The sequence below is a fragment of the Amycolatopsis sp. NPDC048633 genome (assembly GCF_040650695.1).
GTDB lineage: Bacteria > Actinomycetota > Actinomycetes > Mycobacteriales > Pseudonocardiaceae > Amycolatopsis.
Genome location: NZ_JBEZHS010000003.1, coordinates 295,737 through 308,748 on the forward strand (window position 1 = coordinate 295,737; position 13,012 = coordinate 308,748).

Annotated in this window: 11 protein-coding genes; 9 read left to right on the top strand and 2 right to left on the bottom strand. The window is 67.3% G+C overall.

Annotated elements, in window-relative coordinates; genetic code table 11:
• Window positions 1-994: 994 nt before the first annotated feature.
• The 5 genes from AB0C38_RS10045 (at window position 995) to AB0C38_RS10065 (ending at window position 6,137) form a co-directional block, all read left to right on the top strand.
• A complete protein-coding gene (locus AB0C38_RS10045) occupies window positions 995-1,858 on the top strand; it encodes a hypothetical protein (RefSeq protein ID WP_360669505.1) in 864 nt (287 codons plus the stop codon).
• 174 nt (window positions 1,859-2,032) lie between these two features.
• Window positions 2,033-2,854: a conjugal transfer protein gene (locus AB0C38_RS10050; RefSeq protein ID WP_360669508.1), complete on the top strand. Its 822-nt coding sequence runs from the start codon at window positions 2,033-2,035 to the stop codon at window positions 2,852-2,854.
• Between the two features lie 18 nt (window positions 2,855-2,872).
• Window positions 2,873-3,112: a hypothetical protein gene (locus AB0C38_RS10055; RefSeq protein ID WP_360669511.1), complete on the top strand. Its 240-nt coding sequence runs from the start codon at window positions 2,873-2,875 to the stop codon at window positions 3,110-3,112.
• An 80-nt stretch (window positions 3,113-3,192) separates the two neighbouring features.
• On the top strand, window positions 3,193-3,567 hold the full coding sequence (locus AB0C38_RS10060) for a hypothetical protein (protein WP_360669514.1): 375 nt from the start codon (window positions 3,193-3,195) through the stop codon (window positions 3,565-3,567).
• Complete coding sequence (locus tag AB0C38_RS10065; protein WP_360669517.1) at window positions 3,567-6,137, top strand: ATP-binding protein; 2,571 nt, start codon at window positions 3,567-3,569, stop codon at window positions 6,135-6,137. The genes AB0C38_RS10060 and AB0C38_RS10065 overlap by 1 nt, the downstream gene beginning before the upstream one ends.
• A 54-nt stretch (window positions 6,138-6,191) precedes the next feature.
• Here the strand turns inward: AB0C38_RS10065 and AB0C38_RS10070 are convergent, their stop codons facing one another.
• Window positions 6,192-7,205 (bottom strand): hypothetical protein, encoded by a 1,014-nt coding sequence (locus AB0C38_RS10070; protein WP_360669520.1) that lies wholly within the window; start codon window positions 7,203-7,205, stop codon window positions 6,192-6,194.
• Window positions 7,206-7,395: 190 nt separating this feature from the next.
• Between AB0C38_RS10070 and AB0C38_RS10075 the strand changes: the two genes are divergently transcribed.
• The 3 genes from AB0C38_RS10075 (at window position 7,396) to AB0C38_RS10085 (ending at window position 10,800) form a co-directional block, all read left to right on the top strand.
• On the top strand, window positions 7,396-9,393 hold the full coding sequence (locus AB0C38_RS10075; RefSeq protein ID WP_360669523.1) for a hypothetical protein: 1,998 nt from the start codon (window positions 7,396-7,398) through the stop codon (window positions 9,391-9,393).
• Window positions 9,390-10,388, top strand: coding sequence for an NlpC/P60 family protein (locus tag AB0C38_RS10080; protein ID WP_360669526.1), 999 nt, complete (start codon window positions 9,390-9,392; stop codon window positions 10,386-10,388). Before AB0C38_RS10075 ends, AB0C38_RS10080 begins: the two co-directional genes overlap by 4 nt.
• Before the next feature lie 103 nt (window positions 10,389-10,491).
• Window positions 10,492-10,800, top strand: a complete 309-nt coding sequence (locus tag AB0C38_RS10085) for a hypothetical protein (protein ID WP_360669529.1) — start codon at window positions 10,492-10,494, stop codon at window positions 10,798-10,800.
• Window positions 10,801-10,835: 35 nt separating this feature from the next.
• Here AB0C38_RS10085 and AB0C38_RS10090 read toward each other — a convergent pair whose 3' ends face one another.
• Entirely contained in the window at window positions 10,836-11,813 is a 978-nt protein-coding gene (locus AB0C38_RS10090; protein WP_360669532.1) for a pentapeptide repeat-containing protein, read from the bottom strand.
• A gap of 198 nt (window positions 11,814-12,011) precedes the next feature.
• Here AB0C38_RS10090 and AB0C38_RS10095 point away from each other — a divergent pair, with 198 nt between their 5' ends.
• Window positions 12,012-12,662, top strand: a complete 651-nt coding sequence (locus AB0C38_RS10095; RefSeq protein ID WP_360669535.1) for a hypothetical protein — start codon at window positions 12,012-12,014, stop codon at window positions 12,660-12,662.
• Window positions 12,663-13,012: the final 350 nt, after the last annotated feature.

Sequence of the window (13,012 nt, forward strand, 5' to 3'; positions counted from 1 at the left end):
TCGGCCCGCGCAAGGGTCCTGTTACGGATTGCCGCGGTTTTCGGCGATTACGAATCAAGAAAGAGGTGGCAACACCCAGTGGAATGCGACAAGATCACCCGCCGGAACCTGCGCAGTCGTTGCTGCTCAACCGGGGTGCGGTCGACGGCGAGTGCCACCGCAGGCTGGACGACCGTGGAGGCAGGAAACGCCGAAGGGCCCAGCACGAGGCTGGTGCGGGGCCCATCCGGTCGTGGTTACTACTTTTTCTTGGCAGCCGAGGTGTGCTTGGCCGGAGCCCTTTGCAGCGGCCGGCTTCTTCGCCGCGGCGGGCCTGGCGGCGGCCGGCTTGGCGGCGGCCTTCGTGCGCGTCGTGGTCGCCTTCGCCGCGGTGGCCTTGGCCGGAGCTTTGGCGGACGCGGTCTTCGGGGCCGCCTTCGTCGCGGTCGCGCGGGTCGCCGTGGCCTTTGCGTCCGGCTTCGCCGCCGTCGCGCGAGCCCGGGTAGTCGATCGCCGAGTGCGAGGTCCTCAACACCCTGGAGCAGTCGTGGGGCGGGTTGTGCACGCACGTCCGCGCCGGCTGGAACATCGGCCAGCCGCCCTACGAGTACACAGCCGTGATCGTCCCCCACCCAAGCCCGGTGAAGGCCGCGAAGGGCAAGACCAGTGTCAGCATCGCCCGCGTGGTAACTGCTGGTACCCCCGAGCAGGTCCGATTCGGGCAGGGCGTCGTTGACCGCGTTTATGACCCGCCCTGTGCGATGACGAAACGGCCGAGAGTCCGCCTCCTAGTCCGAAACCGCTCTTAGGGCCGTACCGCCTAGCCCAAGGTTGAGAACGACACACGGAACAAGTTGCGCCGTGTCGATTTCATCGTGCTGAGGCAGAGACGTCGCCCGTTCGTGTGAATCGCGACTTGCTCCTCCACCGGGGCAAGGTCGCGGGCCAGGAACAGCGCGAACACCTGGTCAGACGCTGGCTCGGATCTTGTCATCCGAGCAAAGGAGCCGGCGCCATGACCAGTCGATCCACTGCAAACAGCCCGCTGACGACCCTCCAGGTCCAGTTCCGGCGACCCCGCGTCGTCGCGCGGTTCGACCAGGCTCTTTGCACCTGGTCGGCCGAAGAGTTGGCGCTGTCGTCGATCACGTCTCACCAGGAGCTGAACGATGTCCTGGCTACCCGGGACTACGCCCGCCACGACGAAGTGCTGTATGCCCTATTGACGCGCGCGGGAGAGTCGAACGCCGAGGGTGTGGCCGCGACGGAGATGGTGGTGAACGCGATGCTGCCGGCTGTGCCCGGCATCGTCGCCCGCGTCGTTCGTGCAGCACGCGCGGCCGGTGGTGGGGTCGGTGTCCGGCGCGGTGTGACCGGTGGCGGCGTTTCGGCCTCGGAGGACAGCCGAGATATCCAGGCGGCCGTGATCGGGCACCTGTGGGAGCAGACGCGGTGCTACCCGCTACGGCGCCGGTACCATGTCGCGGCGAACCTCGTGCGGGAGACCCAGCGGGCTGCCCAGCGGGACTTCGGTGTCGATCACGGTCAGGCCGCCGCCGACGTGGTCAGTATCGACGATGACGAGGTGCGCCGGCCGTTGGCGGCAGTGCCGGGGGAGATGGACGCCTCGGAGGAGTTGCTCGGGGTGTTGTCGTGGGCGGTGGAGCACGAGCGACTCGACGAGCATTCCGCCAGGATTCTGACCACTCGCTACTTCGGTGAGCCGATCGGCCGGGACGGCGTGGCGACCGATCGCCAGATCGGAACGCTGATCGGGTTGAGCCAGCCGACAATCACCCGACATCGCCGTCGTGCGGTCGAACAGCTCGCTGAAGCTGCGGCGGAGTTCCCTGGCCGCGACCTTCCGTGGGCTGGCTGAATCACGCCGGCCACCAGGGCTGCATGCCTCAACCAGTAAGCCTGCAGCTCTGGCAGAGGAGGTCGGGTCGTGTTTGGTCGTCGCGGACCTGATCGGAACCAGCTAACGAGGCTGCTGCCGGATGCGGGCACCGAGTCCGCGATCCGAGGCGCGACCCGCCGGGGTGGTCGGCTTGTGGCCTGGCTGGTTGTCGTGGCGAGCCCGCTGCTGACCATCGTCGGCTTGGTCGTTCTCCAGCCAGCGGGTGCGCCGTCGATGCGGGACGGCGGCGCACCCGCGCCCTCTACGTCGCCGGAAGGCTGGGCGGAGATGTACGTCCGGTCCTGGCTCTCGGCGACCCGGGACGACTCCGCCAAGCTGGAGGTCTTCTACCCGCCCGGGGCGAAGTCGCAACGAGCTGTCGGGTCGCAGGTACCGGTCGATACCGCAGTCATTTCGGCGGCTTCGCCGGCGCCGGGGGTGTGGTCGGTCGTCGTGGTCGCCGACGTGCTCGTGCTGCTGCCTGACGGCAAACGTGCGGCGTCGCTGCAGTGCGCCCAGGTCGCGATGACCGGTACCGGTGACGCCTACGTCGCGACGTCGTTGCCCTCGCCGGTGGCGTGCCCGGCCACCGGCAGCACCGCGCCGCTTGCCTATGACGAGGTTGCGGATCCGGCTGGGCCGATCGGTCAGTCGGTCGCCGGGTTTCTGACCGCCTACCTCGCGGGGCAAGGCGAGCTCGACCGGTTCGTCAGCCCCGGAGCGACCGTCGCGTTGCCGGAGCCGGTGCCGTTCGTCCAGGTACAGGTCGCTGCGGTGCGGACGCACGAAGAGTTCGAGCCGGGGCAAGCCGCGCGACCGCCCGACGGGACCACCGCGCGCAGCTTGGTACATGCCTCGGCGTGGGACGCCGCTGGTCAGGCCACGCCGGTCGACTACGCGCTGACGCTGGTCGCGCGGGCCGGCCGGTGGGAGATCAACCGCATCGATCCGGCGCCGCTGATCGCGGGCCGCTGAGGCCGAGGAGAACGTGTGATGATCGTGCTCGCCGCGGACGTGAAGTCCTGGGTCGACACCAACCTCGCCTGGGGTGACCAGTCCGTTCGGCGGCTGATCCTGCTGGCCGCGATCGTCGGCGGGATCGGGCTGCTGATCGGCACCCGCGGGAACTTCACCCGGGCGATCAAGTACGGCGTGATCGCGGCGATCTTCCTCGGGATCCTGCTCAACCTCGACGGGGTCGCCGGGATGTTCGGCGCCTGGTTCACGCATTGAGCGCGCCGAAGAGCCGCGGCGACGTCCTGGTCGGCCGTTCCTACACTCGGTCGCGGCGGTTTCCGCGGATGTTCGGGCGGATGCCCGGCCGTGACGGCGGGTACCTGCCCGGCGGTCCCTACACCGTCACCCAGGGCGCGTTGTTCCTCGTCCTGCTGGTGGTGGTGTGGAAGCTTCCGCTGCTGGACTGGCTCGGGCCTGCTCGCTGGGGACTGCCGCTATCGGCGGTGTTCGTTCGCCGCGCTCGGATCGAGTCCCGGACTCCGCTCGGCTGGCTCGTCGGCATCGCCACGCACCTGCTTGCACCGAGCGGCGGCATGCTTGGCGGCCGAGCGTTCCGGGCCGCCCGTCCGAGCTGCGCGCGTGGCTGGCTGTACGTCCACAAAGCCGAGGTGCCCGACGTGGTCACGTCGCCGCTGCAGGCGGTTCTTGCCCAGGCGCGGAGGGATCGGTGATGGACGGTCCGGTGACCGACGTGGTCGGCAACCTGCTGTTCTGCGTCGACGGCTCCGTGTGGGCGGTCTGGCGGGTCCTGCCACACCAGAGCGCGCGCTCGACCGGGCGGCAGCTGCGTGAGCTCTACGACCGCACCGTGACGCTGATGAAGTCGCTGCGCGGCGAGGTGATGATCGCGTCGCAGTGCGAGCAGGTCCAGCCGCACGCCATCGTCCAGCGCTGCCTCGCCGGCGTCGACCTCGACACCAACCCGCACTGGGCGGAGACCGTCCACAACGCCTGGGACCAGCTCGACACCCTCGACGTCCTCGGCCGCAGCTATTGGATCGCCAAGCCCCTGTCCGGGCACGGCTGGAACGACTCGGTCCAGGCCCTGATTCGTGCGGCGGCCGCGGCTCTCGGCGAGCAACTCGGTATGCCCGCCCGACCGGCGACTGACTCGGCGGTCGCCGCCGCCCGGGAACGAGCGCGAGTGGCGGAGCAGGAGCTGGGCGGGGCGCTGCCGCTGCGGGCGGCGACCGAAGCCGAGTTGCTGTGGTGGCTGTGCCGGGCGCCGGTCCGGGGCGTGAACGAGCCCCAGCTCGAGCGGACGGCCGCGGTCCACAACAGCGGGCTGAGCCTGCGCCGGGGGAGCGGGCGCGCGCAGCTGGCGATGGCGCGCTCCTGTGTGTTCGACGAGGGCGGGCGCACCGACGAGCTTAGTGATCGGCGCGGGTGGGGGCCGCTGGCGATAGTGAGCCGCCGGTTCCTCAAATGTGTCACCCCGTCCGACGACGGCGCGGTCGCCAGCTACCAGGCGTACCTGGTCCTGGCGGAGATGCCGCGCGCCTTCACCTTTCCCGGCCACGAGATCCTCGCCCGGCTCGCCGAGATCGGCTTCGGCGTCGACTACGTCCTGAGGGTCACCGCTCATGCCAACGAGGACGCCCGCGCCGCGAACCGGCGGCGTACCCGTGACCTGATGGGGCAAGACGAGGAGCATGCCGGGGACGCAGCCGGAGTGCCGGCGGACGTGGTCTCCGCGCAGGAAGAGATCCAGCACAAGAACGCCCGCCTCGGCGCCAGCTCCACCGAGGTCGACCTCGAGGTCGGGATCGTCGCCTGCGTCTGGGGCACGACGGCGCGCGATGCTGATGCCCGCGCGAAGGCGCTCCGCCAGGCGTTCCTCGGCGGCGAATATCGTTGGGAACGGCCTCTCGGGGGTCAGCGGCAGCTCTACCAGGCGATGCTGCCCGGGAGCCGGACGCCGATGGTTGTGCGGGAGTGCAGCCAGAACCTCCTGGCCAGCGACTGCGCGATGCTGCTGCCGGTGTCGGCCACCGACTTCGGCGATCCGGCCGGCGCGATGTTTGGCCTCACGCTCGACGGCGGCGCCGTCGCCCCGTTCCTGCTCGATCCGACCTATGGGCCGGCTCACGACTCGTCCGGCGGGATCGCCGTCATCGGGGAACTCGGCGCCGGTAAGTCCGTGATCCTCAAGAACGTCGCTGCGATCGTCCGGCTCATGCTCGATGGCCGCGTGATCGTCATCGACCGGACCCGGAGTCGCGAATGGGTGCCCGTCGCCGCCGCGCTGCCAGGCGACTCGCAGATCGTCGACGTCATCGACCCCACGCTTGACCGCACAAACGATGCCAGGTTGCGGCACTCGTGCGATCCGTTGCGCGTCTTCCGCAGCGTCAGCAAGTCGAGCACTGGAATCGCGGAGACGTTCTTCGCTTCCTGGCTCGACTTGGAGTCCAACTCCGCCGAACGTGATGCGCTCGGCCGCGGCCTCGACACCGTCAGCGGCACAACAAAGGCGTCGAGCAATCTCCTTGTCGACACACTGCGCCGCCACGGCAAGACCGATCCGGCGGCGCGAGCGCTCGCCGACCGGCTGGAGCGGTTGCGGCGTGACCCGATCACCCGGCCGATCTTCGACGGCGACCTCGAGCCGGTCGATCTGTTCGGTGCGGACATGGTTGTGTTCTGCACCAACGAGATCCCGCTGCCGAGCGCGCTGGAGATGAGCAACGAGCGGATGGCCGCACGGATCCCACCGCGGAAGCTGTTCGGTCGCGCGTTCCATCTGCTGATCGCCGCGATCGCGAAGGAGATCTGCTTTACGCCGGGCCGGTGGGGTGAGTTCGTCTGCGACGAGGCCTACAACGTGACCGGCACGCCCGAGGGCCAGCAGATCGCGCTGGAGTTCGTCCGGGACGGTCGCAAGCACGGCGCCGACGCTGCCTTCGGGTCGCACGCCCCAAGCGATCTTGGTGACGACGTCCTGCGCGGGCTGATTGCTGTGCGGTTCCTCGGCCGTCAACGCGACAACGGGCTGGCTCGCAATGGCCTGGCGTGGCTCGGCGTCGACCCCACCGATGCGCGCTACCACGAAGTCGTCACCAGGGACCTCTCGCCGCTGAACCCGGCCGGTGGCGAAGACGAACGCCGGGCTCGTGCGGGGGAGTTCCTCGTGCGTGATCACGCCAGCCGTGTCGGCAAGGTCAAGGTCGTCACGCAGCCGTATCGCACACTGCCGGAGGCAGTTCTGACCACGCCGACCATCGTCCGAGGCGGTGGGTGATCTGAAGGGCGGCTACGGTTGTCGATGCGGACCTCTTGTCCGCCGGGGAGCGTCCTACAGCGAGATTCCCTGACGCGGCGCGAGCCCGCGTTCTGGTTGCGGGGTCGCCCCTTTCAAGTACTCGGAGGGTCGCCACGGACCTATGCGGGTTTCCTTGGTTACCGTCACGGCGTCGTCGGTAATCGAAAGGACCATGCCTTTCACCAATGCTTCGCCGACGGAAGCGCGCGACTCCCTCGCTCCCAGCGGATGCACCGCGACGTCGACCACCCGCGCTGCCAGTACTATCTCCGAAAGGTGCAGAGGCGCCACGAAGACAAAGGACAGCAGCCCACCGACAAGGTCCGCCCAGAACCTGCCGAACCCGAAAACGGTCTGCAGGGCCCACGAAATTCCTTCGGCCCAACCCGGTCGGATGGCGCTCAGCTGGTTGGCGAACGACCCCAGCAGGGTGGGTGACTGCGCGGCTTCCGGTGGCTCGTTCCCCACCAGGAGTGCCCGTACTTCGCTGGCTGTCGCTCCTGCCCATGCGCTCGCAAAGCCGTTGTACAGACCGTCCGCTAAGAAAAATCCATTGCCGCCGGCTGCCGGCAGCGAGCGCGGATTCTGTCTCCGCGCCTTTTTATGCGTATGCGTCGACCGCTTGACCTCTTGAGTCACCAGCCGTTGGGTCTCGTAAGCAAGTCTGTCGGCGGAACGCTTGCCGGACGGGGGAGCAAGACGGAACACGTAGCTCTGTTTCAGCTCCACGCGCGCCCCGCGCGGTACCTGCAAGCGCTCATCGGCCGGGACGCACCACAGCGCTCGGCACACCGGAGTTGCTGATCCACGCTTCGGGGGGCTGGGCGTCCAAGCGAGCTGCCACATCGGCTGGCTCGCTCCGTCGTGCTGCTTCTTGGCCAACCAGTCGAGGAGAAGAATCAGCAGTGCGAGCCGGTCCATGACCCTGCACAGCATGAGGCTCAGGGAACGATCGTCGCGGTGATGCAGACGGTGAAGCCATAGGCTCGCGAGCAGGAAGCGGAGCGCTTGACGCACTTCGTCCAGACTAGAGCGCTGAATCCGCATGCTCACTCACGCTACGCCGAGCTAGCTCATCTGGGAACTGTGTTGTAGTGGCTGCGTCGTGACGCTGTGTCCGCGGTGCTCCCCTTTTCGTTGCGCTGCTTTCGCCACTTTGATCTTCGGCCACAGGTCGCATGGAAACGCACCCTCGGCGACGTGTCTGAGAAACGATAGGTCGTCCCGGGGAGAGCTGATGAGGCTGGCAGTGGCTTGGGCAATCGCTGCCGCAATCACCGTGCTGGGGGCGGGCGGAGCCGAGGCACAGACGCCACGAAACCCGTGCGAACCGTATCCGACGTGCTTGTACATCCCGGGCAATCAGCCGGCTCCGCCGCAGCCGGATCCGGACGCGCCGCCGCTGCCGCTGCAGGACGACCCCGGCCATCACGTTCACCTCGGCGGCATCTTCAGCATCGACGACGGCTACGGCCGCGAGCTTCACAACTACGACCTCTTCGCCAACCTGCCGTCGTTGCTGGACAACCCGATGCCGGCGATCTGGTTGTGGCTGGGCAACATCGGTTTCGCCGTCGGCAAGTACGCGGTCGGGTTCTCGGTCTGGTTCACCGAATGGGCCGCCTCCACCCAGGTCTTCGACTGGATCAAAGCACCGGCCGGCGACCTCGAAGGCATCTGGCAGACCTCGGTCATCGGCGGGCTGAAGCTACGCGAGATCGCGATGCTCATCGCTACTTGCTACCTCGGCCTGCTGTTCTTCCGTGGTCTTACCACGCGGGCGTGGCGGGAAACCGCGTCCACCATCGCGGTCAACGTGCTCGCCATCGCAATCCTCACCCATCCTGTCGACGTCCTGATTGGCGACGACGGCGTGCTGTCTCTCAGCCGGGACCTTGGTGCCGACGTCTCCAGCGTCATCATGGGCCAGGAACCGGGCGGCACCGGGAATCCGGCCGCGCCGATCGGGCAGGCGTTCATCGACAACCTGCTGATCACGCCGTGGGAGACGCTTAACTACGGCACGCCGATCAGCCGCGTCAAAGGCATCGCCGGGGCCTGTCAGTACTCGGTCAAGAAGATTCTCGACGACGGGCCCTGGTCCGGCAAGGACGACAGCACCAAGGCCCGGGAGCTCGACGGCTGCCCGGGGGACTACGGGAAGTTCAACGAAGTCGCCGACGGCGATCGCGCGCTCGGGGCTTGGCTGTACGCGATCGCGATGCTGCTGTTCGCGATCTTGGTGATCTGCCTGAACGCCGTCCAGGTCCTCGCCCCGTACCTGTTGTTGTTCGAAGGGCTGCTGCTTGCACTCGCCCTGGTCGCGGCGTTGGTGCCTTCGATGCAGCATCAGCTCGTCTACCGGGTCAGCTCCGTCGCCGCCACCATCGCCAAGCTCCTGGCCAGCATGGCGTTCCTCGCCGTCATGACCGTGCTGCTGCGCACCCTCATGCTGGCTGACCTCGGCCCCCAGCTCGTCCGGTTCGCCGTGATCGACCTGGTCGTCTTCTCCGGCTTCCTGTTTCGCAAACGCCTGGCCGCGAACCTTCAGCGTGTCCGTGGCCAGGTCAGCTCCCGGTTGCAGCGGCTGGGCCGGCCTCGGCAGGCTCCGAAGGCACTGCCGACGCCGATGGTCCCGGCAGGCCCGGATCGGCTTGCTCGGACGGTGAAGGCCGGGACGTCGGCGTTCGCGGAGACCTTCGCCCCGGTCAGGCGCCTGAAGGATCGCCTGGTCACTGCGGGCCGCGCCAGTGAGCATGCCGGGGGGAAGGTGCTCAAGTACACCGTGGGGGCGCCGGTCTCGTGGCCGCAAGCCGCTCAGCGCGCACAGACGGCGCTTACTGCGAAAGCCGGTGTCGCCAAAGCCACGCTGGCTCGCCGCGCCGACGCCGCGAAGGCCTACTCGGCCGTCTATGCCGGCAACCTCGGCGCGGCGACGGGTGCCGTGCCGGTGTGGCAGGCCGCCACCACCGTGCTGACCGCGCTCGGCGACCGCTCAGACCGGCCGCGGCAGAGGCCGTCGACGTACCTCGACGCTGAGGTCGCCGCCGCGACGCCGTCGCCGATCAGCCGAGCACCGGAGTTCACCGGCACCGATCTGGCGGTCGGCGGTCGCCGACCTGCGAAGCCGTCTGAACCGGCGGCTGAATCCTTGCCTCCCGGGATGCTCCCGCCGCCCGCTCCGTGGGCGCAGCGACTACGTGGTCGGCTCGGTAGTTCTGGAAGCGGGCGATGAACCCGCTACTTGCCCTGCGGGCATCGGAATTCGCGCGGGGTCGGGTTTGTGAACACCCCGGCCGCTGGGGCTGTCTCGCCGCGCTGCTTCTCTTCGGGCCGCCCGCGGTCTGCGTGCTGATCGTCGTCGTCCTGCTGACCTCGCTCGCCGGGACGGGCGACACCAGCTCGGCAGCCGCGCCCGCGACCGGTCCGGTCGCGGACATTCCGGGCGACTACCTCGTCCTTTATCGCCAGGCCGCACAGACCTGCCCGGGGCTCGACTGGTCGATCCTCGCCGCCATCGGCAAGGTCGAAACCGATCATGGCCGTGCCAAGCTGCCCGGCGTCCACAGCGGCGGCAACAGCGCCGGAGCCGGCGGCCCGATGCAGTTCCTGCAGTCCACCTTCGACAGCGTCGTCGCCCGGCACCCGATCCCGCCCGGCGGAGCGCATCCGCCGTCGCGGTACAACCCGCACGACGCGATCTACACCGCTGCGGCCTACCTCTGCGACTCCGGAGCCCGCGACGGCCGGGATCTCCACGGCGCGATCTTCGCCTACAACCACGCCGAGTGGTACGTCCAGAAGGTGCTCGCACAGGCGCAGCGCTACAACTGCGGTGCCGTGCAGGCACCGAATCACGCGGCGCAGCTCGCGATCGCTTTCGCGTGCGACCAGCTCGGCCTGCCCTACGTCTGGGGCGGTGACGGTCCGGCCAACGGCGATCGGGGCTTCGACTGTTCGGGCCTGACCAAGGCGGCCTATGCCGCGGCTGGCATTGATCTCCCGCGTACCGCGCAAACACAGTACGTCGCGGGACCACGGATCGGGGTTGATCGTGTGCAGCCGGGTGATTTGGTTTTCTTCGGGAGCAGTCCGAGCCACATCACTCACGTCGGGCTCGTCGTCTCGAACGGTTCGAACGGTTCGATGATCAACGCGCCGGACTTCGGCAAACCCGTTCGGGTGGACAGCACTGGAAAGGCGTTCGGCGCCACCCGCCCGGCGCGGTGACAAACCGAAAGATTCCACTTGGCGATGCCAGCGCCTCGTCCGAGCCCGTAACAGCCCCCGGGCTGCCGGCGACTTCGGTTACCTCACGAGGATCGGAGCGGAGATGACGAGCTACTACGTCAAGACCCCGCAGCGGTACGCCGCTGTTCAGTTCACCGGAGACGCCTCAGCCTTCATGACCGCGATCAACGCGGCGACCAACCAGTGGGGCTTCCCGACCCATTACGTCGACGCGTCGGGCACGACGCTGGTCGTCGAATACAGCGCGAACGCGGGCAACGGACTCGTCAAGGTCCCGGAGAACGCCTATCTCGTCTTCCCGCCGGACAATCAAATCGAGACACCGTACGTCGTCTACGGCTTCGAGGGCACCGGACTCTCCCCGTACGACTCGATCTACGTCTCGCCCTAGAGCTGATCGAAGGCCGCCGGAACCTCAACGGCGATTCAATCCGCCAGGGCAGACGGCCTCAGTGTGGGGGCCGGACGTATCGTTCCGCCTCCAGCCTCCTGTGCTGCCGCACATGCACGTAGACGAGCTGCGACCCAGGGGTCGTCCTGCAGCTCTGCCGGCAAGACGGTGTCGGTGTCGATCACCGCACGAGCAAGTTGTTCGGCGCTGATGCCTTCCGCGTCCAGAAGGTTCGCGCCGGACAGAGTGGTACCGGTCAGATCGGCGCCTTCAAGGACCGCTTTGCGTAGATCTGCGCGGTACAAGTGGGCGTTCTGAAGTTGAGCATCTCCGAGCATCGCACCCCGGAGGTCTGCATAGTTGAGCATGCTCGTGGTGAGATCGGCGCCTCTCAGATCGGCGCGGCGGAGATCGGCTTGGGTCAGATACACCCAGGAGAGCCGAGGAGGGTGTTCGAATTCGTGATGGCGTGCCCAAAGGCGGGGAAGTGCGGCGCCGAGCAGCATCGGTCGATGATGTTCTGGCCGGTCGGGGCGCCGCGCGATGACGATGATGATGGCCTGGATGTCTTCGACCAGAGCTTTCGGTTCGGGCGGGTACGGCGGCTCATCTGAGCGTTGCCATGGTGGTTCGGGCTCGGCGTCGTCGGCGAAAGTCCGCGCTGACGAGCGCGCTCGGACAAAGGTGCACAACAACTCGAGGACTGCGGCGTGGTCCCTGGGGGACTCTTTCATCACTTGCTCGAGTGCGTAGATGCCACCTAATCGCTCTTCTAGCGTCGAAGCTCCGAGCTGAGCAGTGGCTTTGTGAAAACGTTCGGTGACTTGCCCGCGGCGGGTCAAGGCAAAGGACCTTGCCGTGAAGGCCGCACCGCTCAAGGTCGCTGCGCCGGCGAAAGCCAGTAGAACCGTCTGCCGGACCGCGTTGACCGCATCAGCTTGCTCCTTACCCCGCAAGCCGTGTGCTTCGCCGGTGGTCAGCCACCACGACAGCGGGCCGAGGACGAGCAGCACAAAACCGACTGCACCGATCAGGGAAGCTGCTGCTATCAGCCATGGACGTCGCACCTGAGCGCGAACACTACGAGCCAGCCGAGGAAATTTCATGGCCGTATCTTGCCGGAAAAGCTCCTTGACTCGACGCAACGGTCGCGGTGACTCGCACCCCTGCATGGAAGTACGTGAATGAACGACCTGTCTTGATCTCATGACATGAGCAAGCGGGAAGGCGAAGCGACGATGACGTCGACAAACCGGAGCGGAATGATCGTTGGCCCTTGCGTTGGCAGCGCGTTCGCGCGGCTGGCTAGCCATACGGTCCGCGCTGGTTGCGCGGGAGATTGGGGCCTGGCTCCGAATGCCGACATGTTCCCCGGCACGCATGGCCGCCAGGACATGCTGAAACACAGCGCGCCGAAGGCGCTCCGTCTAGGCGACGTCGTCGCGAGTGGCGCGTTCTGGTGGGTGACCACCGCCGTGGTCGCGATCCTGATCGCGGTCTTCGTCCTCCACCGACACCTTCGTTCCCACCACCTCCGCTCCCGTATCCGGTTCGATCTGTTGCCGACCGTCGGCTTCGATCCTTCGCCGCAAGCCGTCGTCGGCTTCGCACACCAGCTCGGGCGGGTGCGGCCGGTGCGCGGCTGGGTACCGCGGTCGGTGGTGGGGGTTCGGATCCGATTCAGTACGGACCCGGAGTTCGGGAAGATGGTGATGAGCGTGGAGGGGCGCGAGTCGGTGACCGGCGTGCTGAACAAGCTCGTCTACCCCGACGTCGAAATCCGCCGGACTACCTCCGACGGTGAAACGTCCTCCCGCGCGGACGAGGGAGATGCCTCCTCGTCGCCGACACGGCAAAGCTAGTAAGGCCGCCGTCTGCGAACCTGGGCTAGCGTTCAATGCACATGCAGTTGCGTGTGCGTCGCCGATCTATCCAATACGGGCGGCCTCGACGGACGGTTGTCTGGCGAAGATGTCAATGAATTGTCTAGTCGCCGAGATTGGCGACGCCGTGACTGCCGAATCGGCCATCGACCTGGGAACTTCGGCTCTGGCGATTTGTCCACCCCTCATTTGGGTGATCACAGATGCATCTTGCAAGTGGCAAAAACACTGTTTTCTGCGTACGGATTGTAGTTGATCAGTTACGGTGACTCATACGGTTGATCCGTCGAGCTGGTCATTCATGATCGGCCGGACGGATCGCCTGGCCG

Bases quoted from the DNA above. Each gene is read 5' to 3' on its own strand.
- AB0C38_RS10045 (WP_360669505.1), top strand. From the start codon at position 995: ATGACCAGTCGATCCACTGCAAACAGCCCGCTGACGACCCTCCAGGTC.
- AB0C38_RS10055 (WP_360669511.1), top strand. From the start codon at position 2,873: ATGATCGTGCTCGCCGCGGACGTGAAGTCCTGGGTCGACACCAACCTC.
- AB0C38_RS10060 (WP_360669514.1), top strand. From the start codon at position 3,193: ATGCCCGGCCGTGACGGCGGGTACCTGCCCGGCGGTCCCTACACCGTC.
- AB0C38_RS10065 (WP_360669517.1), top strand. From the start codon at position 3,567: ATGGACGGTCCGGTGACCGACGTGGTCGGCAACCTGCTGTTCTGCGTC.
- AB0C38_RS10070 (WP_360669520.1), bottom strand. From the start codon at position 7,205: ATGCGGATTCAGCGCTCTAGTCTGGACGAAGTGCGTCAAGCGCTCCGC.
- AB0C38_RS10075 (WP_360669523.1), top strand. From the start codon at position 7,396: ATGAGGCTGGCAGTGGCTTGGGCAATCGCTGCCGCAATCACCGTGCTG.
- AB0C38_RS10080 (WP_360669526.1), top strand. From the start codon at position 9,390: ATGAACCCGCTACTTGCCCTGCGGGCATCGGAATTCGCGCGGGGTCGG.
- AB0C38_RS10085 (WP_360669529.1), top strand. From the start codon at position 10,492: ATGACGAGCTACTACGTCAAGACCCCGCAGCGGTACGCCGCTGTTCAG.
- AB0C38_RS10095 (WP_360669535.1), top strand. From the start codon at position 12,012: ATGAGCAAGCGGGAAGGCGAAGCGACGATGACGTCGACAAACCGGAGC.